General features: G+C 37.9%; 15 protein-coding genes and 2 CRISPR repeat arrays. Of the genes, 3 read left to right on the top strand and 12 right to left on the bottom strand.

The genetic code is table 11. The annotated features are described in order from the left end of the window. Positions 1-619 precede the first annotated feature (619 nt). The 12 genes from MHB42_RS08925 to cas3 all read right to left on the bottom strand — a co-directional run bounded on the left by MHB42_RS08925 (position 620) and on the right by cas3 (position 22,223). Positions 620-1,399, bottom strand: a complete 780-nt coding sequence (locus tag MHB42_RS08925; RefSeq protein WP_340805572.1) for a DUF817 domain-containing protein — start codon at positions 1,397-1,399, stop codon at positions 620-622. 348 nt (positions 1,400-1,747) lie between these two features. Beyond that, complete coding sequence (locus MHB42_RS08920) at positions 1,748-3,823, bottom strand: choice-of-anchor I family protein (protein WP_340805571.1); 2,076 nt, start codon at positions 3,821-3,823, stop codon at positions 1,748-1,750. A gap of 405 nt (positions 3,824-4,228) precedes the next feature. Then, positions 4,229-7,336: a CRISPR direct-repeat array (repeat unit 33 nt; unit sequence ATTTCAATCCACTTTCTCTATACAGAGAAAGAC). Positions 7,337-7,426: 90 nt separating this feature from the next. Then, entirely contained in the window at positions 7,427-8,989 is a 1,563-nt protein-coding gene (gene tnpC / locus MHB42_RS08915; RefSeq protein WP_340805400.1) for an IS66 family transposase, read from the bottom strand. A 53-nt stretch (positions 8,990-9,042) separates the two neighbouring features. After that, positions 9,043-9,396 carry an IS66 family insertion sequence element accessory protein TnpB gene (tnpB, locus tag MHB42_RS08910; protein WP_340808560.1) on the bottom strand — a complete coding sequence of 118 codons (354 nt, stop codon included), beginning with the start codon at positions 9,394-9,396 and terminating at the stop codon, positions 9,043-9,045. Next, positions 9,396-9,587 (bottom strand): hypothetical protein, encoded by a 192-nt coding sequence (locus MHB42_RS08905; protein WP_340805401.1) that lies wholly within the window; start codon positions 9,585-9,587, stop codon positions 9,396-9,398. Before MHB42_RS08905 ends, tnpB begins: the two co-directional genes overlap by 1 nt. 120 nt (positions 9,588-9,707) lie before the next feature. Beyond that, a CRISPR array of direct repeats spans positions 9,708-14,226; the repeat unit is 33 nt; unit sequence ATTTCAATCCACTTTCTCTATACAGAGAAAGAC. A 160-nt stretch (positions 14,227-14,386) separates the two neighbouring features. Further along, positions 14,387-14,677, bottom strand: coding sequence for a CRISPR-associated endonuclease Cas2 (gene cas2 / locus MHB42_RS08900; protein WP_340805570.1), 291 nt, complete (start codon positions 14,675-14,677; stop codon positions 14,387-14,389). Positions 14,678-14,687: 10 nt separating this feature from the next. Continuing rightward, positions 14,688-15,719, bottom strand: a complete 1,032-nt coding sequence (gene cas1c, locus MHB42_RS08895) for a type I-C CRISPR-associated endonuclease Cas1c (RefSeq protein ID WP_340805569.1) — start codon at positions 15,717-15,719, stop codon at positions 14,688-14,690. Beyond that, positions 15,716-16,375 (bottom strand): CRISPR-associated protein Cas4, encoded by a 660-nt coding sequence (gene cas4 / locus MHB42_RS08890; RefSeq protein WP_340805568.1) that lies wholly within the window; start codon positions 16,373-16,375, stop codon positions 15,716-15,718. Before cas4 ends, cas1c begins: the two co-directional genes overlap by 4 nt. Then, positions 16,362-17,243, bottom strand: coding sequence for a type I-C CRISPR-associated protein Cas7/Csd2 (gene cas7c / locus MHB42_RS08885; RefSeq protein ID WP_340805567.1), 882 nt, complete (start codon positions 17,241-17,243; stop codon positions 16,362-16,364). Before cas7c ends, cas4 begins: the two co-directional genes overlap by 14 nt. Then, positions 17,224-19,119, bottom strand: a complete 1,896-nt coding sequence (gene cas8c, locus MHB42_RS08880; protein ID WP_340805566.1) for a type I-C CRISPR-associated protein Cas8c/Csd1 — start codon at positions 19,117-19,119, stop codon at positions 17,224-17,226. The genes cas7c and cas8c overlap by 20 nt, the downstream gene beginning before the upstream one ends. Then, entirely contained in the window at positions 19,116-19,841 is a 726-nt protein-coding gene (cas5c, locus tag MHB42_RS08875; protein WP_340805565.1) for a type I-C CRISPR-associated protein Cas5c, read from the bottom strand. Before cas5c ends, cas8c begins: the two co-directional genes overlap by 4 nt. Positions 19,842-19,853: 12 nt before the next feature. Continuing rightward, positions 19,854-22,223, bottom strand: a complete 2,370-nt coding sequence (cas3, locus tag MHB42_RS08870; RefSeq protein ID WP_340805564.1) for a CRISPR-associated helicase Cas3' — start codon at positions 22,221-22,223, stop codon at positions 19,854-19,856. Positions 22,224-22,891: 668 nt separating this feature from the next. Between cas3 and MHB42_RS08865 the strand changes: the two genes are divergently transcribed. Genes MHB42_RS08865 through MHB42_RS08855 form a run of 3 tightly spaced genes read left to right on the top strand, consistent with a single transcriptional unit; the run spans position 22,892 to position 26,740 of the window. Continuing rightward, on the top strand, positions 22,892-23,488 hold the full coding sequence (locus MHB42_RS08865) for a sigma-70 family RNA polymerase sigma factor (RefSeq protein WP_340805563.1): 597 nt from the start codon (positions 22,892-22,894) through the stop codon (positions 23,486-23,488). A gap of 52 nt (positions 23,489-23,540) precedes the next feature. Then, positions 23,541-24,269, top strand: coding sequence for an ABC transporter ATP-binding protein (locus MHB42_RS08860; protein ID WP_402895147.1), 729 nt, complete (start codon positions 23,541-23,543; stop codon positions 24,267-24,269). Further along, complete coding sequence (locus MHB42_RS08855; RefSeq protein WP_340805561.1) at positions 24,269-26,740, top strand: ABC transporter permease; 2,472 nt, start codon at positions 24,269-24,271, stop codon at positions 26,738-26,740. The genes MHB42_RS08860 and MHB42_RS08855 overlap by 1 nt, the downstream gene beginning before the upstream one ends. Positions 26,741-26,792 lie beyond the last annotated feature (52 nt).

Genomic DNA, 26,792 nt, shown 5'->3' with positions numbered 1-26,792 from the left:
GTATTTACTAATATCGAGTTAATCCTTGAAGGACAACTTCTAAAATATTTATAGAGGTTGTCTTTTTGTATACAGATTGTGGGGATGAAAATTGGATAAGTATGAATTTTATGATGTGCTTCTAAAGACAGTTATGATGATCGGAATAGTCTTTTCTGTAGTAGCAATGATCACAATAGCTGATTATATTCGTTAGGATTAGTGATTTGATGACTTTTATACAAGGGAGGAGTAGAAATGATTAATGCTTGGATGATTAGTGCTTGTGTTTTACTTGTTGTTTTGTTCTTTGGTTTTGGACTTAATTTTATGTTTAATGCCAGAGTAAATAACGATCGGTATAGGTTTTTCGATGATCCTGAATTTGATTTCACGTCCTGAATGGACTGGACAACGCTGTTTTATTATCCGCTTCTTTTAGGGTTATCTGTAGTCGTTGTGTTTCTGTGTATTCTTGTGATATATCTATATAACATTATAATGCTTGTTTTCTATTAACTAAGTGGAATATAAATTTTCCTAAAGCAACATAAAGCATACTATCCTTATCAAATTACGATAGGTTATGTATAGTCAAACTACCAAAGAACCTACCTGAATTAGGTAGGCTCTTTGTTGATTAACGGACGTAATTTCCCTCTCGGCCCTTTACTCTCTTCAGCTCTGCTACAATTAAAAAGCTTACAATGACTAGGAGCAGCCAAGAGCTGATTTTTCCTAAATGCACTAGGCTCCATGTATGTGTTTGGTTTGGATATTGCCATGCACCAAAGAAGGTGGCGATGTTTTCTGCAACCCAAATGAAGAAGCCAATCAAGGCGAAGCTAAGCACAATCGGCATACGATAGGTAATACCATTTACTTTATAGCGAACAGAGGCACGCCAAAATACGATAATAACGCATAATCCTAGCCACCAGCGTAAATCCAGCCAAAAATGATGCCAGAAAAAGTTTAGATAAATCGCTGAGGCAAGCGGCATAACTGCAAAATATGGCGGCCAGTTAACAAGCTCGACATGTAAGCGACGCCATGCTTGGCATAAATAGCTGGCGACACTAGCATACATAAAGCCGCTGTAGAGTGGTACACCGAAAACTTTGAAAAAGCCGTGTTCTGGATATGCCCATGAGCCCATATGCACTTTAAAAATTTCAAGAGCTAGCCCAATTAAATGAAATAATGTAATTACCTTGAGCTCATCCTTTGTTTCAAGACCAGAGCGCACCATCCACCATTGCATTACAATGCATATCATAAGGAGCCAATCGTATCTTGCAAGAAATGGTAGTGGAATAAATTTTGTTAAGGCTAATGACGCAAAAATAACGACTGGAAAAAGACAGGATAATGCTTGCTCTCGCCCAAAATAGAGCAATTGCTTTAACTTATGCTTCATATTTTATTCCCCACCTTCTAATAGCTGTCGCCCTCGTCATTGTGATACGAGCCTTCCCCAATACTGCTAGCATTCTGTTACGTTCAATCCTATTTGCCAAATTGCTTCACCTCAAAGTTCCTTTTCATCGTACGGCTATCATTATTCATCTAGTGCAAAACGATAGCATTCAATATCGACAACCTATTTATTGTTTATCAATAAGTTTATATCGATAAACCATAAACTTTATAGTATTAGACTGCATCAATTTGCATTAAGTTCCAAGCTACATAAAAAATTTATTGAATGCTTCCTACCAAATAGTAAAAAGCCCCGAAAATACTTCAGGGCTTACGAATGTATCCATTATGAAAATAGGATGTGTAAAATGTTGGCTACTTCCGCTCTTGTTAAAGTGGCTTGTGGGTTGAATTGCTGCTGATTGCCTGTCATAATGCCAGCTTGCTGTAATGCATAGATCGCTTCTTTTGCTGCTGGTGAGATAGCTGGATCATCTGCATAAGTTTGCTGTGCTTGCTGTTGTGACAATTCATAGCCTGTATGCTGTAGGTAGCGATAGAGTATTTGTGCTGCTTCCTCACGTGTAATGGCATTGCTTGGCTTGAATTGCTTGCTTGTTGTATCAACCAATCTATTATTGTATGCCCATGCAACAGCAGCTGCAAAATAGTGTGTTGCCTTTACATCTGTAAACGGTGCTTGTGCAGATGGTGCTAGCTCTTGTGTGCGACTGAGAGCTGTAATAAATTGGGCTTTTGTTATTGGCTTGTTTGGCGCAAATTGCTCCTTTGTCACACCATTGAACATCCCCGCTCTTGCTACCTGCTCAATAGCTGCTTGTGCCCAGTGACCTTGAATATCAGTAAATGTTACTGGCACACCAATTGTATAGGTTGCTACTGTTCCGCTTACTTCATGTGCAGCCAGTAAAGTTGGCAAGCCTGTTGGACTTTTTTCTGCCGCAATAAATGCTAGCCCCTCTGGTGATACATCGCCCTTTATATCCTCACTAAAATCACGCTTATTGACATATTGCACAAATGTTGGAGCATGTGGGTTTGTAATATCATACATCATTATGCCACCGATACGTTCAAGCCCAACAAAGGCATAGAAGCGGTCGCCAATTTGTCCAATCTTTACATCCTCTGGCTCAGGTCCCTTTTTGCCACTGCGATTATCCAGCTTTGTATTATTGTTGGAGGCATTGAAATATTCCGGGAAAGCTTCTGCTGTTATTTTTTCAAAATCACTGCCGCTATCGTATACTTGCTTCATTGTATCTGCCTCATAAATGGAAAACGAACGCGCACCAAAGCTATAGGCTTTCGTTGTATCTAGACCATCATAATCAGATGCGTCAACTAAAACGACTTCATTGCCATCTAATTCCGTTTCAATTTCGTTAAGATAGCCGTCCCAATCACGTGAATCGCCTTCATTGGCGGTTACTAAATACGTTTGACCATTTACCTCATAGCTAGCAATTCCATCTGGCATATAAAGCCCAAATATATGTTCAGGCTGAATAGCGATTTTCTTATCTTTTCTAAAATCTAGTGCATTTTTAGCTAAGCTATGATCCTTTACCCCAAGCGATTTTACATCAAGCCATTCGTTTGTGGTTAAATCAAATATCGCAATGGCATTTGCTTCCTGCAATGTGACATATGCTTTATCGCTTGCTTGATCGACCGCAATATATTCTGGCTCAAAATCAACGGAAGGAAGGGTATTTTTCTTAATGATTACCCCTTGTGCTACTAATTTCTCACGTTGCTCATCTAGCGCCTTAAATGTTACGGTTTGGGCTGTCGCATTTGTGACACCATCTGCTAAATCAATGACCGTTATACTTCCTTCTGGATCAATGGCATTGTTATAGCCTTCACGCGGCTCACCCTCGTTTGCGACAAGCGCTTTTTTGCCATCAGATGTAAAGGTAATCATATCTGGCTGCTTACCTGCTTCGACGACATGCTGAATCGTACCGTCATAAGTTAAAAATACGGCTAAGCCATTGTCGTTTGTACCTGCAGCTTGTACTGCTGCTACAATTGTCTTAAGCTCTGTGTTGATGCTAATGCTTGTTACATCACCATATGTAAAGGCAGGGTTCATTTTTTTCAGCCCTTCCTCAAGATTAATGCTTTTGTCAGCCTTTAAGGCACTGTATGCTGTGCTATTTGGGAAAGATACTACCTCAATTTGCTTCGTTGTACCATTAATAACATAGTATTTTTGATTGTCAGCATTATAAGCAACAATCTCTGTCGCACCGCCATCCTCATTTTGTACACCTGAATCATAGCGGGACGTAACATCCATATTTAACAATGCTTCAGCCCTTGACGGTGTGTGAAAGCTCGTGAGTGCAATGGTCATTCCTGCTGTGAATGCGGCTAAATTTTTAAATTTCATCGTAAACCTCCAACTAAAATAACGTAATCTCTCGTATCATACAAAATAAATGTAAAGGCAGTATTAAGATGATTTAAAGAAATGGCTAGAGGAGGTTTGCTTGCGGAGGAGGTTTGCTTGCGGAGGAGGTTTTCTTATAAAGCAGCTTATACGGGGCAGTGCGGGGAATGGCAGTTGAGGATACGGCGCAGCTCTTTTGCGAGCGCCTACTACCTACCGCATCCTACCGAACCATTTTTAGTCCTGATGGTAAGCTAGAGCGTTCATTTAGTTATTACTAAAAATACATTCACACGATCTTTCCCTGTTTCAGCGTAAGGCTTCAGAAAAGTCGAATATAGGATTTACAATGGTTTTTATCTAGGGAAAGACCGTATTCTCATATGCTCAAGCCAATACTAATACATTTCAATCCACTTTCTCTATACAGAGAGAAACTCCCAATATACATACCTGCCCGTGTTATAAAGATTTCAATCCATTCTCTCTATACAGAGAAAGACGTTTGGAGGGATATTAATGCGTCTACAGGTTGGAATTTCAATCCACTTTCTCTATACAGAGAAAGACTACTATTTACTTTACTATAGTAAACTTTAATTCCAATTTCAATCCACTTTCTCTATACAGAGAAAGACCTACAGAGGTTGCTATGTACACACGTAAGCTAAATTTCAATCCACTTTCTCTATACAGAGAAAGACAAAATTATCGATGGATTCGCAAACATATTTTAATATTTCAATCCACTTTCTCTATACAGAGAAAGACAATGCTAGATTACACAGATTGGTATAAAGTGGCGATTTCAATCCACTTTCTCTATACAGAGAAAGACATTTTTTTTGACACAACACAATTAGTACAAGCAGATTTCAATCCACTTTCTCTATACAGAGAAAGACGATGACCTATTGAATGCGTTGATCGTAAGAACGAAGATTTCAATCCACTTTCTCTATACAGAGAAAGACCTAATCAAGTAGTGAAGCAAACGGCACCTCCTCGAGATTTCAATCCACTTTCTCTATACAGAGAAAGACATAAAACAGCGTTATACATAACGTGTCGGAGGGATTTCAATCCACTTTCTCTATACAGAGAAAGACCTCGTTTACCAGGCTTAATTTTAGGCCCTTCAATATTTCAATCCACTTTCTCTATACAGAGAAAGACGTGGTTTCAGCTCCTACACTTGCATGGGTAGGTATTTCAATCCACTTTCTCTATACAGAGAAAGACTGGGTCAAAGCTTTAAAAGACTACGCCTTAACAATTTCAATCCACTTTCTCTATACAGAGAAAGACTTTCAGACCCACATTAAGCCCGAAATGATGGTTATTTCAATCCACTTTCTCTATACAGAGAAAGACCATAACTTCTTTAGGAGTGCCATATTGGTAAGTTATTTCAATCCACTTTCTCTATACAGAGAAAGACTGAAATACCTATATCATTTAACGCACCAATTGCTATTTCAATCCACTTTCTCTATACAGAGAAAGACCTCAATGGCTGGAAAGAGCTGTACGAGGATTGGCATTTCAATCCACTTTCTCTATACAGAGAAAGACTAATCGCTTTTTCGGTTGCTGTCATTGATGGACCATTTCAATCCACTTTCTCTATACAGAGAAAGACGGCGATTTACTTTCTCCTCCTTCATCATTTGGAATTTCAATCCACTTTCTCTATACAGAGAAAGACCTTTATGTTCTTCTTACACAAAAACTGAAATGAATTTCAATCCACTTTCTCTATACAGAGAAAGACGTTGATGGTGAAAGATGGACTGATACAAAACGTAGAATTTCAATCCACTTTCTCTATACAGAGAAAGACTTAACCCCCTTAAAAAATAAAATACATAAAAAGATTTCAATCCACTTTCTCTATACAGAGAAAGACCCTCGGCTATCGGTATCTTTTAAAACTTCATGGATTTCAATCCACTTTCTCTATACAGAGAAAGACTATTCGAGCCTTACAATTTATCGACTTAATACGTAATTTCAATCCACTTTCTCTATACAGAGAAAGACTAAGCGAGCTGTATAATCAACATCATCCACAATATTTCAATCCACTTTCTCTATACAGAGAAAGACGTTATGCGATGCATGGCCAACAGTTGAACGTTTATATTTCAATCCACTTTCTCTATACAGAGAAAGACTGAAATGGGTGTTTGTATGGTAAACCTTGAAGGTGATTTCAATCCACTTTCTCTATACAGAGAAAGACCGATTCTGTGTTTCTTGTTGTTCCAGTTCTGCAGATTTCAATCCACTTTCTCTATACAGAGAAAGACATTTTCATAGATAGGAAAATCAAAATGATTACTAATTTCAATCCACTTTCTCTATACAGAGAAAGACAAAGCACAAATAAAAAAGGACGTATCGTATCAACATTTCAATCCACTTTCTCTATACAGAGAAAGACATGGCTCCATCTTTTCCGAGTGTTCGAACTGGAATTTCAATCCACTTTCTCTATACAGAGAAAGACGTGAAGAAGCAGAGGAAATTGTAGTTACTGCTAAAATTTCAATCCACTTTCTCTATACAGAGAAAGACCTAACGACAGATTTTGAACAAGTCTTTTTTTATATTTCAATCCACTTTCTCTATACAGAGAAAGACTTATATCCCTCCCCTACAGACCTTGCCTTTTTGAAATTTCAATCCACTTTCTCTATACAGAGAAAGACCCTCCGATCTGTCTTTGTACGTGCGGTTACATGATTTCAATCCACTTTCTCTATACAGAGAAAGACTGCTTGTGCACCTACAGCCCAATAGACAGCGCCATTTCAATCCACTTTCTCTATACAGAGAAAGACGACTTGACTCAATATCAACTTATACGACGACCGCAATTTCAATCCACTTTCTCTATACAGAGAAAGACCAAGCTTAAAAAGCTAATTTTTTAAGCTTGGAATTTCAATCCACTTTCTCTATACAGAGAAAGACGTCGATTTTCTCCCAATCTTTAGCCACTACTTGCATTTCAATCCACTTTCTCTATACAGAGAAAGACTCTTTGGGAGGACGAGGACCTATACCGCTTCATAATTTCAATCCACTTTCTCTATACAGAGAAAGACCAACGGCGTCTGCCAACCAAAATAGCAAGTTGAATTTCAATCCACTTTCTCTATACAGAGAAAGACTAGAAGGAGGAGCAGCTTATGAAAGTACGATTAAATTTCAATCCACTTTCTCTATACAGAGAAAGACACGGACGACTTCGACGTACTTCCAATGGACGAAATTTCAATCCACTTTCTCTATACAGAGAAAGACGGTATCTATACGGTGATCCTTAACTTTAAAGACGGATTTCAATCCACTTTCTCTATACAGAGAAAGACCTCCATACCGATAACGCTCGTCCCTGCAATGGAATTTCAATCCACTTTCTCTATACAGAGAAAGACAATACGCTTTGAGAACTCTTTGCCCGACCAATTGATTTCAATCCACTTTCTCTATACAGAGAAAGACACCTTGTAAGCCCGAAATATAAAAAATAGCGCACCTTTACGGTACGCACGACGAATGGCCAACTATCCTAGATTTTTTTCGGATAGTTGGCTATTTTGCACATGTGGCTTGAATATTATCTGACCAAGGCATGTAATTATGTAAAATTTCAGGTTGTTGATGGAACGGTAAATTTGGTAACTCCGTCATCAGCTTCACCAGGTACTGATAAAAATCAATCCCGTTTGCTTTGGCCGTTTCAGCCAAACTTAAACAGATGGCATTCGCATTGGCACCTGCTTCGCTCACAGAGAAAAGCCAGTTTTTTCGGCCAATCACATTTGGGCGAATCGCATTTTCAGCGGGATTATTGTCAATTGCGATGTGGCCGTTTTCAAGAAAGACTTTTAACTCATCCGCTCGGCTCAATGTATATTCCGCTGCTTTCGCAATCGCGTTTTTACCAAAGAAAGGAGAACGGTCTATCCAATCGAAAAATTCAGCTATGATAGGCTTTGCTTCTTGTTGACGAACTCGTACACGTTCTTCCGGTGAAAGGTGTTTAATTTTACGTTCGATGTAAAATAAACGATCGCAATATTCAACGCCTATTCGTCCGTTTTTACTATCAGCTTTCAGCCAATAACGTCGTACGTGCGCCCAACAGTTCGCGAACTGAACATTAGGCAATTGACCATAAGCCGAATAGCCGTCACAAATCACAGTCCCATTGAATCCCGCAAGTAAATTTTCTAATATAGCTCGCCCTCGTGAGAGTGCGCTCTTAAATAAAACGATAATAGGACCTTCACTTTGTACACTACGACATACCCAATTATAGGCGTTCGATTGAGCCGGTTTTCCATCCGAACGTTTAAGTATCTGTGCATATGTTTCATCCACATGCAGCACAGATTTCGCCGTCAATAGTTGCTTCATCAAATCATAAAGCGGCTGAAGCCAATCTTCTGATACACGTATTACCCAATTGGATAAATTCTTATCGTTGGTATGTAGGCCATGTCTCTCCCATTCATTTACCTGACGGTAAAGTGGCAAGTACTGGATAAACTTATCGTAGATAAGCTTTGCTAAAACAGTGGGTCCAGCAATGCTTCTTTGGATAACACCTTGTGGTGCTTTACCACGTTTGATTTGTGCTTTTTGTAGGGCATCTTTTTTACACGCTTTGCACTCATAAGTATGTTCGAAATGTTGTACACGCTTCATCGTCGCTGGAATAAATTTAGCTTCTTCACGTACCATCGTTGAACTGAATTCTACCATTTCACCAAGACAACAATCACAAGCTAAGTTAGCTGGATGATGATGAATTTCTTCAACTTCAATATCCTCACGAAATGAATCATTTCGTTTTTTATTTGTCTTTTTACGAGTAACAGTATAACTAACCGTTTCCGTGCTTTTTTCTTCTGTCTGCTCAGGTTCGCTAAAAGACGGATCGTCTTCAAATAAAGAGCCTTGTCCATCGGGCGCTTGATACTTAGATTTCTCTGATTTAGAGCCATATAAAGCTTTTGTTAATTGGCGAACCTGTTCAGTTAATGCTTCAATTTGTTTGTTTAAACTTTTATTTTGTTCTTTCGTGTAGGATAGTTGTTCTTCCAATAATTGAATTACTTTTTCATTTGAAGCGTTTCCCAAATCATTCACCACGTTTCGTTCAGTATAAGTTGTGGATGATTATACCATTTTTTATACTGCGATTAAAAGATACCTTTTACAGATTTTGCAATTGCCTTTGGCTGTTGTAGGGATAATCCTTCTAATAACCAGCGAAGTTCTTGTTGCGAAAGGTTACGCACTTCATTTTCATCTTTTGGCCATTGTAATTTTCCATTATCTAATCGTTTATAAAGCATAGCGAAGCCATCTCCATCGAAATACAAACATTTATAACGGTCCTTGCTCCATCCAGAAAACAGAAAGATAGAATCACTATACGGATCCAATTCGAAAGAATCTTGAATGAGCGTTGCGAGACCGTCAATGCCTTTACGCATATCAGTCTTACCGCATATTATGTAGATGTTTTGCACGCTCGTAAAATCCTGTTTCATCAACCATTCAGCTCCTTCATAATGGTTTGGATAATGCGCTCATCTACGCCATTAAAGAGGGAAATTTCAGCCGTAGCGGTTTTAATTACACAACTTGGCTCAGTAGTGTATTGGCTAGAATGGAACGAAGAAGTTTCAACTGGAAGAGGGTCGAGTTTGACGGGAACAATGGTTAATTTGTCCGTTGGCATAGGAATGGCACCTCCTTTGAATGATACGTTTATCGTACCGGAGGTGCCAGGTCATTTATATGCGTTATTTGATTACGGGCTTACGACACCTTTGCGGAAGTCTTGGTTTTTAGCAGGAGTATTTCAATCCACTTTCTCTATACAGAGAAAGACCCTCGTCTAAAAGTTTCCCATTAGTAAACTTGAATTTCAATCCACTTTCTCTATACAGAGAAAGACCATCGGCGCTACTTCTATTTCAGAGTTTTTCTTATTTCAATCCACTTTCTCTATACAGAGAAAGACAAACAGTTTTGCGAGCTTGCGGATAATGAGGACATTTCAATCCACTTTCTCTATACAGAGAAAGACGATAGAGTCGACTTCCGTAAGACCTGCTAAAGATATTTCAATCCACTTTCTCTATACAGAGAAAGACTTTCGCTAATTACTGTTACTTCTGCCGGCGACACATTTCAATCCACTTTCTCTATACAGAGAAAGACGACTCGCCTCCTCTCAAGCCTTACTTGTTTAATATTTCAATCCACTTTCTCTATACAGAGAAAGACGCGTACCGACCAATCATTTACCGCAGTATGTTGAGATTTCAATCCACTTTCTCTATACAGAGAAAGACAATATGCCTAATCTATATTATATATACGAAAGTCATTTCAATCCACTTTCTCTATACAGAGAAAGACGTATCTAACTAATATGCTTGACTCGCTGCTAGGGATTTCAATCCACTTTCTCTATACAGAGAAAGACCCGTTACTATCAAAATTCAAGTGATCGCTTTACATTTCAATCCACTTTCTCTATACAGAGAAAGACCACTTACATTTACAACAATGTAGCCAATGTAGCATTTCAATCCACTTTCTCTATACAGAGAAAGACATCGACGTCAAAGTTTTGTATGTTTTTGGTGATATTTCAATCCACTTTCTCTATACAGAGAAAGACAAGTTGATCGTGGATATCTTCTAGCGTTTCGTAATTTCAATCCACTTTCTCTATACAGAGAAAGACCATGACATACATCGAGTGTTTGAGGATTTCTTAATTTCAATCCACTTTCTCTATACAGAGAAAGACATGTACGTATTTGTAAAGGAGCGATTGCATGGCTATTTCAATCCACTTTCTCTATACAGAGAAAGACCTCCCTTAACGATTATTTTTTCTTCTCCGTCCATATTTCAATCCACTTTCTCTATACAGAGAAAGACCGGATAATTGGACGTATTCGCATTTCTTTATTGACATTTCAATCCACTTTCTCTATACAGAGAAAGACCTTACCTTCGGAGGCAAGTTTTTTAATTGAGCCGACCGATTTCAATCCACTTTCTCTATACAGAGAAAGACGGTACTGTGTGGCATTGCAATACACTGACGCTAATTTCAATCCACTTTCTCTATACAGAGAAAGACCAAGCTCCCCCATTTCCATGATCCATACGCCGTATTTCAATCCACTTTCTCTATACAGAGAAAGACACAAAATTTCAAAAACGCCTACAGGTAGAGAGTGATTTCAATCCACTTTCTCTATACAGAGAAAGACTTAACAACAGAAATATTTGGCGGTGCCCCACTTATTTCAATCCACTTTCTCTATACAGAGAAAGACGTTATTTGCACCTGTGCTATGAACCATGATTCCGCATTTCAATCCACTTTCTCTATACAGAGAAAGACTTTGTTCTGAAATAAGCCTCTTCACTTGTTTTATTTCAATCCACTTTCTCTATACAGAGAAAGACGAACTTGCTATTGGTGTATGAAAGTTGTACCTCCAATTTCAATCCACTTTCTCTATACAGAGAAAGACTTTTGGTAATTTATATCGAGCTTATGCTGCAACATTTCAATCCACTTTCTCTATACAGAGAAAGACTTAATTTACGACAATTACGCTTGCCGTAAAGGTATTTCAATCCACTTTCTCTATACAGAGAAAGACATGAGTTGGCAACAGTCCGACTCAAGACGTTTCGATTTCAATCCACTTTCTCTATACAGAGAAAGACTCCGGTGCATTCCAAGAGTAAAGGAGCGAGCATATTTCAATCCACTTTCTCTATACAGAGAAAGACAACGAGGAGGAGCAACCGCTTATTGACATTGTGATTTCAATCCACTTTCTCTATACAGAGAAAGACTTAAGTTTTGAACTTCGGTAAATCGCTCGTCTTATTTCAATCCACTTTCTCTATACAGAGAAAGACCATAAGTTCGAGCGTTTCTGCCGGAATATGCTTCATTTCAATCCACTTTCTCTATACAGAGAAAGACAGCTTTCCCCGAGTCGGGGGAAACTATGGAGGAGATTTCAATCCACTTTCTCTATACAGAGAAAGACCGACGAGGTAGAGCAGGACCTACCAACTCGACTAATTTCAATCCACTTTCTCTATACAGAGAAAGACAACATTGCAAATTCATTGCCAAGGCTATCGAAGAATTTCAATCCACTTTCTCTATACAGAGAAAGACTGAAGCCGTACGCATTCACCCCGTTTTTAGTAGGATTTCAATCCACTTTCTCTATACAGAGAAAGACAAGAGAAACCTTCGAAATAAATGCTCAAAATATGATTTCAATCCACTTTCTCTATACAGAGAAAGACACGGATTGGCATTACGTGTCGGTATGTCAGTAGAATTTCAATCCACTTTCTCTATACAGAGAAAGACAAATAAATGCTCAAAATATGAAACTAGATCCACTGATTTCAATCCACTTTCTCTATACAGAGAAAGACCTGGTTTTTAAGAAATCTTGTATGTCGCTTACTAATTTCAATCCACTTTCTCTATACAGAGAAAGACGACGCCTACTATTCGAACCGGTCATATTTGGAAAGCATTTCAATCCACTTTCTCTATACAGAGAAAGACGATGCTATGAAAAGTAAAAAACAAAAGGTATTTATTTCAATCCACTTTCTCTATACAGAGAAAGACGACTAACCCGTTAGTTGCAGCTGTATTAAAGGCATTTCAATCCACTTTCTCTATACAGAGAAAGACACTTTTCGCCTTCTTCCATTGCTTGAAGTTGCTTATTTCAATCCACTTTCTCTATACAGAGAAAGACATTTCCGTCATTTATCACTCATCTCCTTCCTCTTATTTCAATCCACTTTCTCTATACAGAGAAAGACAATGTTTATGGCATTGAAATTAGACCAATTAAAAATTTCAATCCACTTTCTCTATACAGAGAAAGACAATAAAGCGCAACTTCGAGTGGGAGTGAGGGGTATTTCAATCCACTTTCTCTATACAGAGAAAGACGCGAGTTTAGCAAACTTAATTGACGCAGAAAATATTTCAATCCACTTTCTCTATACAGAGAAAGACTGAAACCTGTTACTCGCTGGTGTGACTTCGTTACATTTCAATCCACTTTCTCTATACAGAGAAAGACTTTCTTCTTCTACGAACTCAATGTGACCACCAAATTTCAATCCACTTTCTCTATACAGAGAAAGACGATACTACCGGAGGTACAATGGATGTCGGTAATTCATTTCAATCCACTTTCTCTATACAGAGAAAGACGTTCCGCTTCTTCTTTCGATTGTTCACTCATTAATTCATTTCAATCCACTTTCTCTATACAGAGAAAGACTCAAAGTTTACTAGACCAAGCGGAGCAACCTACTATTTCAATCCACTTTCTCTATACAGAGAAAGACACGAGCACCCCATGTCAGATTGTCTTGCGGTACCTGGTCTTATTTCAATCCACTTTCTCTATACAGAGAAAGACAGTAGAAGAAGAGTTCTTGCATATCGATAATAAAGATTTCAATCCACTTTCTCTATACAGAGAAAGACTAAAAGCAAATGGTGGTAAGGGCTTAGAAGAACTTATTTCAATCCACTTTCTCTATACAGAGAAAGACACTGATCAAATTTTAACTAATTTCAAAGCTTGGATTTCAATCCACTTTCTCTATACAGAGAAAGACCATTACAATTGTCGGCATGTCTTTCCCGTTCAAATTTCAATCCACTTTCTCTATACAGAGAAAGACGTGGGATGGCGGGTGTTATTGCTGCATTAAAAAGCGATTTCAATCCACTTTCTCTATACAGAGAAAGACGATGGTTCTAAGGCTACCGGAGACGCTATGAGTATTTCAATCCACTTTCTCTATACAGAGAAAGACAATGATTGGCTAGGTAATACGAAAAGTTGGTTGTATTTCAATCCACTTTCTCTATACAGAGAAAGACATTGATGAAATTTTAGATGATTTAGATAAAGGTATTTCAATCCACTTTCTCTATACAGAGAAAGACATAAACCTTAGCGCTTCCTCGTGTTTCACCTTTGATTTCAATCCACTTTCTCTATACAGAGAAAGACAACAATATAACTTCATCAATATCATCTTTTTGTTATTTCAATCCACTTTCTCTATACAGAGAAAGACAGATGGACCACCGATTGGGGCGTATAAGCGCACGATTTCAATCCACTTTCTCTATACAGAGAAAGACTGTCCCTGTTTATTAGGTGGATAACTTTGATTCATTTCAATCCACTTTCTCTATACAGAGAAAGACTTTATGAGTATGTATTAAGCGATGTAAATATCAAATTTCAATCCACTTTCTCTATACAGAGAAAGACCGCAATATATAGTTAAAAGTATCTTTTTACAAACTATATATTGATATTATTAAAACATATTACAAAAATCTTAGGAAGAGTTTATCCTAAAATCCATTGAATGTACTAAAATTTTGCGCGAACCTCTTAGTGTTTTTATGGGCACTAGAGGTTCGCGTAATTAAAATATAAGTGGTGCTGCTACATCTATTGTTTCTTTTGCACCTATATGGATGACCTTTGAGTTATATTTATTGCCTAGGTTATAGAATCGAAGACTATCTCGTTCTGGGTCAATAATGTCTTCAAGTGCAAGCTGAAGTTGCTTGTATTGCGTAGCATCAACAACACACTCGAACACAGAATTTTGAACACGTATGCCATATTCCCCACATTTTTTGGCAACTTGACGTAAACGCTTTGCTCCACCAGATGTGCTTGTTTGCACATCATAAGTTACTAAAACTAACATAGAAATCTACCTACCTTATTAAAAATGGAGGGTATGCATCTAAATCCCCTCGTAAAAAACGGGCTAACAACAGGGCTTGTACATGTGGGACTAGTCCCCATTGGATTTTTTCTTTTAAATAAGGATGTGTTACCTGTTCTTGTTTAGCCTCTTGCCATAATTTAAAAAAGCTTCTTCTTGCATCATCCTTTAGTAAAACCGCACCATTTTCTTTCACAATAAAATCGCTAGCTTGTATTTGTTTACGATTAATAAGCTTTAAAACAAAGCGTTCAGCAATAACAGGGCGCAATTCCTCCATTATATCTAAAGCAAGTGATGTTCGTCCTGGGCGATCTCGATGTAAAAATCCTACATAGGCATCTAAGCCTACACCTTCCAGCGCAGCAGCCGTTTCAGAGGCAAGCAAAGAATACGCTAATGATAACAATGCATTTACTCGATCCAGAGGAGGGCGTCTACTTCTACCTTTGTAATAAAAGTCCTCTTTTTGTTGTAAAATACATTCATCAAAAACACTAAAATAGGCACTAGCAGCATTACCTTCTATACCGCGTAATTCTTCTAAACTAGTTATTGAAAAAGCCAACTTTCTTGCCTGCTTTAAACGTTCAACAACTTGCGTTAGACGTTCAGTATTTACACGTAAAGCATGGTCACGTATCGTACGCTTCAAATTTTGCTCAGCATTATAAATCTTTCCAACAATCATATGACGTGCTATTGCTGCACTTTCTAACTCGTCCATTGATACTTCATACTGTTTTTTACGTAATGTTACATTGCCATTAATAGCACCTGTCAATCTTCCACGAAAACGTCCACTACTTGAAAAGAAAGTTAGACTTATATTTTGTTCCATACATGTAGCCATTAAAGCAGGACTCGCACCTTGATGACCAAACGTACAAATACCCTCAAGATTTAGTATTGGTATTTTTCCAAGCTCTTCTCCTTCTTTTAGTAAAACAAGATTTTTTCCATTTAGTGCAAGGTATACATCAGACTGAGATACATAAACTATATTTAATAATCGCTTCATTCTCGTGTCATCCTATCTATATAGGCAAGTACAGATTCTTTATTTAATAGCTCTGGTAAACAAATATGCTGTAAAGAACAACTTTTACAATGCTTTCCTGTCTTTACACGTGGTGTGTACTTGCGTTCATAATATTGATGCATCTCTTTTATCATCGCTGTTACTTTATCACGCCATTCTTCAGTAATTTCCACTATTTCTCGTCGTCTTGTTTCATGATAGTATAGTGCAGCTTCATCTATCGTTGTTTGAAGCATCTCCTCCAGACAAAGCACTTGAGCCACGAGCTGCGCAATATCAGCATCATGCTTTTTTGGCGCTCCCCTCTTATATTCAATCGGCTTCACCGCAAATTGCCCATCTTCATTGGCTAAAGTAATACCTTTTGTTGTTTTTGTAAACTCTACCATATCACAAATACCATTGATGCCTAACGTGTATGAGTGAATAGGTAGTGCTCGAACATAGATTGTATCCCCACGTTTCTCACGTACAAAAGGATCATCTGCTTTTTCATGTAAAGTATTACCTTCAACAGTAAGCACATTATCTTCCCATACTTGTTCAATATGAATCAGTGCCCATTGTCTTCGACAAAAGACAAAATGTTGTAAGCCTGACAACATTAAAAATTGTTCTTCATTATAAGCCATCATACTCTTCTGCAACTAGCCCTGATAACTCAGTGTCGTCAGCCTTAATTGAGTAATCCTTAATCGAAGGTTTATCACTATCTTGTATGCGCTCAATTTTCACGGATCGATGTACCTTAGCAGATGAATATTGTCCTAGTTTACAATTGTGCTCCCACCAAAATAATTTATTTACTTCCATACTACCATCTGGACGTGCAGAAGAAGCGTCATTTGCAAACAGGGTTCGAAGCGCTTCTTTCAATTTTTGTGCATCCTCATATGTAAAGCCTGTACGCTCTGCTAATTGTGGATTAATGCTGCCATAAAATACATATACACCAAAGTCAACTCGATGTTTCATACCCATTGTGTCAGAAGTTTTTTGACTTGGATCTTTTGTATTGGTAATGGAGTTTACGCTTTTTGTAATCTGCATGCTTGTAATATCTACTGGTTCAATGCTTGTTGCAGCATGAATAGATACAGGACCCCGAACGCTTAAGGACAGCTTATCGCCTTTGAATGCAAATACTTGTCCAAATGCGCGCACATCATACCAATGTTCACAAGCAAGTTTTTCAGCAGATGCTTCTTCTTCACTTGTTCCCTTCCCTTTTGTTAAGATTTTATTTAACTCTTCCACTGCAGCTACTCGATCACGGATACTACGATGATTATCTGTTCGTCGTTCATCCGATTGTACCAGAATAGATTCCTCTTCATCCTGTAAGCGATTACGTAACTTTCGCTTAATGGCAACATCTGATACTTCACCGTGACCGTTAAAATCCTGTCTTGGCTGGTTTCCATTTAAAGGATCGCCATTTGGATTTGCTTTATTTACTGTAAATACCACTGCAAAATCAATTTTATTCTTCAATATTGTCATTTGATACATCCTCCTTTTTTTTGTACATATCTTGGATTTGACTGCTATAGCCAAGTATAAATAATGGACTTAGTTGTTGATTATTCATTCGCTCAGGTGTAATTTGATCTTCAATTTGTTGGAGTAACATGGCATAATACTCGACATCAATTGCTTGTCTCATAAAATAAGGTTGTAGCTGGCGACGTATTACCAACCAAGTGCGAGCAGGATTTTGTATAAATGCATTGAAATAACGCGTTGCATTCGTAGATCTTCTATCCTTATCTTTTTTGCCTTTCTCACGATCTTCTAAAATTCGCTTCTCCATCACTTCTGCTACTCCTAATAGGCGACCGAATAAATAGTCACGTGTTACATTGTCCTTTTGTAATGCCATTGTGTATCCCTCCCCTTCATGTAATTTCAATACTAATGCACAGGCAACATTAAGTACCCCTTCCCAAGATTCTGTTAAATTTTTAAAGCTAGCAGGATTTTTAATGCGATTAAAAATCAATCGAATTATATCCATAGGTATAGGCTTTTTTTCTACAATACATGGCAATAAACGTGTATACAGTTGTTTTTTAATTCTCGGATCTGCTTTACTTCCATAAACAGCCTCTACAATTCGGTAAGTAGAGGGCGTTCCTTCAATGCGCAATACCTTCTTTGTTTCTTCATCTTTTATAAACTGAAGCCATTTGCATGTGTTGTGCCAATGCTCTATATTGTCTAAAAATAAATCTGTATGAAACTGTTGGTAATAAACAATCGCTAAACGTCCTGATGTAGCGGCGTCCATTGCTATTACAATAATATTTTTTACCTTGTCTTTCGTTAATTGATTTTTGTAACCCTTAATGGCTTGATGTAGGGCATCCGCTTCTATTTCAGCGGTATATTTTTTATTTGTACTAGATGAAATTAAACCAATTGAACTTTCAAACGGATCAATAATAGTAGGATTTTCAATACCAAAAGTGATGAAATAGCGCGAATCTATATACATGCTCTGCCTTTGCATCAACCATCGTAATGCATGATGTGCCTTTTGAGAAACCTCATAACCTATTTGAACAGCTTCACTTGGTTTCGCAAAACGACCCCTATATGTGTACCCTACACTGTCATTAGAAGATATTAATTTTGACATATCTCCTGCATTTCTTATACGTGCGCCATGTTGAGAGGTTAAAGCTACTTGTCGACCAGTAATATAACAAACGTCTTGTTCTTCTAAATAATGTTGATTGAAAAATGCAATATAGGCATCAAAAAGCTTTTTATCTTCCCATACAGCAGGCTCATCATATGTTGTATGTAGCACATCAAAACGAACAAAGGCATCAAGTACATCACCAGCCACTACTTGAAAAATTAATGGCTTTTCTTTATCTGTCCATTTCGTCATAATTTTATTTTGATTATCTACAAGCAATACTTTTTCTCGTACTAAGTCTGCTATTACTGTGCCCTTTTTCACATAATCATAAATTGCTTGTACACGCTGTGGCACATGCCTATCATTCACCCATAGCTGCATTTGATTAATATAATCGTTGTAATAAGCAGCACGCTTCTCATTGCCGCCAAATGCTACATAATCTCCAGCAACATAAGCTAACTTATCATGTAAGAAATGCGGTGCACTCGCGCTTGTTCGATTAGCAGAGGCTAGTGTAACGGGGACTATTGTTCTTGCATGCTCTTTATGAACAACCTTTGCCTCAATAAAGTTACCTTCTGGACTAAGAAGAATTTCAATTTGTGCGTTTTGCATCATATGAGATACAGGTAATAATGTAATACGTTGTTGGTATCTTTCTTCAAATTCCCCAACATATTTTTCGTTATTACTATAGACTTGTTCTAATTGTTGCATCCAGTTCATCGATTCACCTCCTTAAAAATCTCTTCATATTCATCATCGACACTTTTAAGGTTGACATTTTCCTCAAAAGGCTTCACAGAGCCTTTTCTAATCAAACGTATAATTTCACAATCTTCTGGTCGAACAAACTGAACTTTCCCATCTCTCATTGTAGGACTCCAAATTCTAGCTTGAAGCTCTTCCGTACTATTTTCATCAGGGTATGTAAAGCCATGGAACATTGGTCCAAAGCTAATTTCCCCATAGTTATCATAAAACCCGCTACCACTGTCAAACTCGCAATATTCTACATAACCTTGACATTCACGCGTTCCCAAGTAAATATCACGCCGCCCCCCTCGTTTTACACAGCGTTTAGCAATATTATGATGCTTCTCTTCGTTTCGATCATATGCTAAATCAGGGCGGTTTTCATTGAATTCAAAGTGAGCTCGTACATGATATACTGGCTCTCTTAAATACGTATAGTAAGCTAAATCATTGGAATCATCTTGATACTTTATTGGGCGAACCCCTTTTACTTCTGTTTGAATCGCATTCATAACACGTACTTCATCAATATACCAAGTAATTGTTGGCTTCCAATATATAGATTCTGTAATTCCCTTTAATGCTTGATATGTTGGAATCTGATAGGTAAATTTCTCACCGCCAATACGTGTAACAGGGTCTGTAAATAAAGCATATTTACCATATACTTTAAATTCAATTTGATTGCGCATCCTCTCACCTCTTTAATAAACTGAATAATCTTCCATTTTTTCTTCTCCTTTAATTGAAACGCCGAAAGCTGTGCTATATGCCTTATCATCTAAATAATAAAACGAATCATAATATAGCGGTTTTAATAAGCCTTGTTGATGAAGCAATTTGTATTCTGTGTCATATAAATTCACAGTAAACTGCTGTGCTTCCTTCAACAATTCATTAAATTTGACTAAATTCAGTTGTGGTTCATTTAAAGCAGCTATCACATCATTCCCTTTCTCAAAAGGCACAATAACAGCCTTTGTAGGTGAATCAATCGCTTGAAAATGTTGCTCTAACGTCTTAAATAATGCATAAGATAAATTCTCTCTTGCTGGCGATTGTATATCTTTTTCAAGTAACTTAATCAATTCATATTTTAATTTAGGTGGGGTTAATGTTATTTTAGTTTTTACATAATTATCGTAATGGCTAAAATAATGAGAGATTGCTTGTGGACTAAGTATATCTGTAGCATACTCGTCGTTTCGCAAAATATAGTTTGCTGTCACTTCCCCACCTACTGCGATTTCAGGGAGATTTTTTAAGCTTTCATCTTTGGCTCGTACAATATATACATCGCCCCTTTCTTGCTCATTATGACGATTACAACGTCCCGCTGCCTGTGCAATAGAATCTAAACCTGCTAAAGAGCGAACAACTGCCTCAAAGCTAATATCTACTCCAGCCTCAATCAATTGACTACTAACACAAATCACTCGTTCCTTCCCTAAACAATCATTAATTTCTTTTAATATTTTGCTTCTATGTGCAGGACACATGGATGTGCTCAAGTGATACACTTTATATTCTTGTATACATGTTAGTTCCTCATATAATTTACGTACAGCAGTTTTTGTGTTCAAAATGATTAATGTAGATTGTCTTTTTTCCATTATATTTTGTACAAACATTGCCAGCTCTTTTGAGTCATATCCCTCAGTTGTAACATGATTATGGATGGTCACACGTTCAAAGGCTTTTACTGTATCTGTAAGTTGTGGAACCATTTCAGCATTGTCCCGCAATTCAATAGCATATTTCATTGTGCCAACAGTTGGCTGTGTAGCTGTACATAAAACTACACTGCTATTTCCGATATGATGCAAAAAATTCAGTGCTGTATTAAATAAACTAAAATGTTTATATGGAACCGATTGTACTTCATCAAAAATAATGACGGCATTCGTTAAATTATGTAATCTTCTTGATTTCCTTGTTCCTTTTTGAAAGAAAGTATCTAAAAACTGTACCATTGTTGTAAATATAATAGGATAATCCCAATTATCTCGCCCTAATTGCATTTTTTTGTGATAAGGGACTCCATAAAAATCTTGCTCCTTATCAAGTTTTTCATTAATATCCTTATCATCTACTACATTTGCATGATGTTCTAAAACTGCTTGTGGCTGTTGGATGATTTTTTTCACTGCTTGTGCATTCTGCTCTAAAATCGTTGTGTAAGGTACAATATAAATAATTCGTGCTTTTTGATATTGTTTGGCATGTTTTAAAGCATAGCGCAAACTAGCAAATGTTTTGCCACCACCTGTTGGAATCGAAAGAGTATAAATTGACGAGGGTTGCATCGCTAATAAGTCGCAATTTTCAGACATCAAGGTGCGTAGTTGATTAATCGGCTCCTTATTCTTTTTCCATTCTTTAACTTGCTCCATGAGGTGTTCATAACCTTTTAAAAATACGCTTGTATAATCTGCTACTGTTGTCGATGTATTTTCTTCAAAACACCTAGTATTTGTGCGGTCAGCATCAATCAAACAACTAAAAACAAGCTTTTGTAAATAGCTAAAATAAATACTATAATGCGCTTTCGTTTTTATTTTTTCAAAAAACGTACGACATTCCTCTGTTGCTTCGTTTACTAAACGTTGTACACGCTCCTTATTGCCCTCAATCGCTTCAAAATTTTGAACGACGTTATTATAATAAGGTAAATCTTTTTTTACGACTCGTTTTATATAATCAGATATTTCTAAATCTAACTGGGCAAAGTTTTGTAACCCTGAATGGTGTGATAAAATAGCCATTCCCACCGTTTCCACAACAAGCTTTTGCGGACCATCACCAGTATAAAATCGTTCATATAAATATTTTGCACCAGCTGTAGAATGATCAATTTTCTTGCTAGCCACTTCATTATGTAAAACAGCATTCTTTAAATAAATAGTAAATTCCTCGGTAAACTTCCCTAAGTCATGTAAAAGCCCAGCAAGCTCTGCATGTGCTCCTACACCTGCTGGCTCTCCATATGCTCTGGCTAAAAGTGCCACTTCCTCTAAATGATGTTGCACTGTTTGCTCAGCATAATCCGCCTCTCGAATATGTGCTAAAAACATATGTTCCACTCCTTTTCTTTAGAATACTATAGCTATTTTAGGAAAGCAATGTATTTTTAGAATAAATTAACATAATACTAGTAAATTTCCTTTAAAAATCCCAGAGTTTTTTAAAGGCAGTTAAAATAGAAGAAGATTAATAAAAAAATAAATATCTTATAACTAAAAGGGACAATTAAATGGTAGCGTATTATCTTCTCAATCTCATTTTTTGGTACATTATATTTCTTGCTCAGGAATTTAATAGATTTTCCTGATTTAAAAGCTTGATAAATAATATATTCTTTTTTACACATTCAATTTCAACTCCTCTTTATATTATCATTTGGAGAATCTTTATAATTATTTAGCACACTAAAATTTCTTAATTTTATTTTAAAATATATTTTCTGAATTTTCAAATCAATTAGATGTATGTTATTATTAAAAAGTCGCAGGTTCAACTGCGTGGATCGAAAATCCAATTGATATTATGAAAATATGAAAACTAGAAGAAGCTCTGTCAGTAACAATACTGACGGAGCTTCTTAGTTATTAATCAAAAGCGGAAACCACGTATAACTATCAGCCTAAATCAATCAAAAATATCCTAAAACTCCACTATAACAGTAAATAAAATTTCGACGATTTTGCCAGCCATTTAAAAAAACTTGAATCGAAATAACAGCTTGCTAAGTCTAATAGTTGTAAAGGAGGCGATTTTCATTACGACAGCGCAGCAATCATTAGTAATTCTTGCTCAGCATGGCGATGAACAAGCATTTTATCAGCTCATTGAGCAGGAGCAGCATAAGCTCTATCGCATGGCATATGTCTATGTACAAAATGAAAACGACGCCGTAGAAGTTTTTCAGCAAACCATTATTCGCGCCTATGAGGGGCTGCCACAGCTCAAGGAGCCACACTATTTTTCAACATGGCTTACGCGCATTATTATTAATTGCTGTAAAACGTATATTGCGAAGAACAAGCGGGTGCAGCCTGTTGAACCACAGGCTTTAGTAGATTTAAACAGTACATCCCCTACATATATCGAGGAAGAGCTAGATTTATGGCAGGCACTTTGTCAGCTTGAGGAAAAGTATAAGACGGTGCTGCTGCTACGCTTTTATCAGGATTATTCCGTTAAGGATATTGCAGCTATTTTGCAATGTCCTGAGGGCACTGTCAAAACGCATATTCGCCGTGGTTTACAAGCATTGCGACAACAGTTAAAGGGGGCATATCTCGATGAATGGGTTCAATCCATTGAAAGAAGTCATTAATGCAATACCCATCCCTGAAGGACGTTTAACGGAGGTTTTACGTGTGGAAGGGATGTCCAAAATTTATCAGCAAAAGCAGCATACTGTAAACGCCTTAAAAAATATCCATTGCACCATTTATCAGGGGGAAATGGTGGCGATTATGGGGACAAGCGGCTCAGGGAAAAGCACCCTGCTTAATATGATTAGCGCCATTGATGAGCCAACGGACGGGGCATTATTTTTATTTGGTAAGGAAGCCTACGATATTTATCAGGAGCCAAAAGCATCGCAATTTCGCAAAGAAAATATCGGCTTTATTTTTCAATCGTTTCACTTATTAAAGGATTTATCCGTGGAGGATAATATTGCGCTGCCTCTTATTTTAAATGATGTGCCGAGCAAGGACATTAAGGTGCGTGTGCAGCACATGATGGAAGCATTAAACATCGCCGCTTGGGCAAAGCATCGACCACATGAGCTATCTGGCGGGCAAAAGCAGCGTGTCGCCATTGCGCGTGCCATTATTGCGAACCCGCCTATTTTACTGGCAGATGAGCCAACAGGTGCGCTAGATGTTCAAACAACAGATGAAATTTTAGCGCTGCTCGTCGATTTACAAAAAAAGAACCAGCAAACGATTTTGCTTGTTACCCACGACCCTTATGTAGCGACCTATGCCAATCGGGTATTGTTCTTCCATGATGGTGCGATTGTGGATTCCTATCAAAATCAGCAAAATGAAGAGGATTTAGATTGTATTTTAACGAAATTCAAGCATATTACGAGGGGGGATCGCTAATGTTTACAATGCGCAACATTGCCCTGAAGCTTTTTCGTGCTGCTTGGGCAAATGTCCTGACAAGTATTAGTATTATTACGATCTCAATCTGCCTTGTGCTGACCATGACCGTCTATATTTGGAATGCCCATGGGCAAATGAAGGCTGATATTCAAGCATTATATGGGGAAATGGATGTCATGGTTGGCTATAATCCTAATCAAGCTAAGCTATTAACAACACAGCAAATTGAGGCATTTTCCACCCTAGCAGGTGTTACACAAGTGTCCAGTATATCGTTAGCTTATACAACGGTTGAGCAAGCAACAAACACAGCCTTTTATACTGTTGGTGTCGAAAATGACGACCTTGTAAAAAGCCGCTACCATTTTGAGGTGAATCTTGGCTCGAATGATGCTATTCTTTCGGAAAATGTTGCCCGTATTTTCAATAAGCAAGTTGGGGACCCTATTCATATTCAAGGGCAGGATTTTATCGTTCGAGAAATTTTACCGGCGATCAAAGGCACTGATAGTCCGAGTTTCATCCTATTGCCCAATGATATTGTCAAAGCATGGATGAAGGATAGTCAGCCTCAAACAGCAGGAATGTTTGCGCTTATTAAAACAGATGAGGACCGTGCCAAGCTAGTAGGCGCAGAGCTGAAGCAGCTCGATCACACATTGCGTGTAGATATTATGAGTGATTATGATGTGTTTAAAAGAAATTTACAAAGCTTAATGGTTTTTATGATTGTACTATCGGTCTTTATTTTACTTATTTCAAGTGTTCTGTTGCTGTCCACCTTCCAGCTCTTATTCTATAAAATCAAAGAGCAGCTAATGATTTTACGTGCGCTCGGAGCATCCGTGAAGCAAGTTGGGCGTATTGTTAGGCTCCAATTATCATGTATGATTGCCTTTGGCGTTATGCTGGGGACGACACTGAGCCTTCTAATTATCAAGCTTTGGCTACCACAATTAATTAGCCTGCTACATTTACCAGATGCTAACACAGAGCTTCCCATTCTAGTTATACTATTAATTGCACTGTCGAGCTTCTTGATTCTTCAGGTGATGACACAATGGCAAGTAGCCAAAAGCTCCAGACTATTGCCATTACAAATCACGTCAGATAACGAAAATTTACAGCTACGTTGGACAAAATGGAAAACAATCGTGGTCAGTATAGCAGGTGTGATTGCCCTCCTATTATTCCTGCAGGCACAGCTAGTAGGCACAGGAGATGGGCAAGGCGCTTTATTTATTTTAATCGGTACACTACTCGTTTGCGGGATTTTACTGCTATTGATTCCCTATCTGTTTACAGCCATCCTTCATATGGCTTTAAAGCCGATTCGGAAGGTGCTTGGCAAAGAAGCCTATTTAGCGTGCCAGCAGCTTATGCCACAGGTACGCAAAAACATGCCGATTGTGCTCAGTATTATTGGCTTAATGGTCATTTTAACCTTTGGCAGCTCATTAATGAAAACCTTACAGCACAACGACCTTGCCTACACCGCAGCACAATACGAAACAGCTATAAAAATCAATAATGAATTAAATGATCCAACCTTTACGCCCGCAGTGTTAGCGGAAATTGAAGCGTTACCAAGCGTGCAGTATGCTTATGCACAGGGCAATAATGCGTATATTGCGCTACAGCTCGGTCAAGAGTGGCTACCAGAGAATTATACAACTACCAATATTGAGAAATTAGTACAAATGGGGAAGCTGTCAAAAGTTGAGGGCAATTTGCAGAATGGGCTTTTAGTGACCCAGAGCTTTGCAGAGCGTTATCATTTATCGGTTGGTGATCGTGTCACGGTTGGCTCCTATGATGTGGCTGCACAGCAGGATAGACCTACTGGTGAATTACAAATTATCGGCATTATTGATGCACCTATTCACCGTGCGGATTTAATTGTTGATTGGTCATCCTTCCTCACGGCTCAGGATCACACAATCATCGAGGACATTATGGTTGAAACAGCTAGCCCTGATAAAGCATTAGCTGATTTAGCTTTTTTAGAGGAGCGCTGGCCAGCCCTGAAGTTGACAGATAAAGCAACGATGCTTGAGCAATCCAATGAAATGTTCTTCCAGCGCTGGAGCCTATTTGTTGGCGTCTTTGTTATATTAATCGCGGCAACCTGCCTTGGTGTTTTGCAAACATTGCTACATGCTATTTATGGCAAGCGTGCCGATTATGCCATTCAACGATTGATTGGTCTATCACCAAACGGCTTAATCAAGCTTATCCTGACGCAAGTCCTATCATTTGTACTCTATAGCCTTGCTGTCGGCATATTTTTAGGATTAGTTTTGACGAGGATGCTAAGCTTTATTGATGAAGGCTCCCCAATATCCTATGACTTCCTGACATTAGGCATCACCAGCATCGTCTTTCTCGGAGCGACACTGATGGTCTTTACCTTACAAGGCTACTGGATTAGCCGTCAAAAGTTAACGAAGGAAATGATAGAAATCTAATAAAAACAGCCGCCTCTGCTTGTTGGAGGTGGCTGTTTTAGTATTGAATAAG

Origin of the sequence: Lysinibacillus sp. FSL K6-0232, from assembly GCF_038008325.1 — a bacterium.
Taxonomy (GTDB): domain Bacteria; phylum Bacillota; class Bacilli; order Bacillales_A; family Planococcaceae; genus Lysinibacillus.
This window is presented reverse-complemented; position numbering and strand designations above follow the sequence as displayed.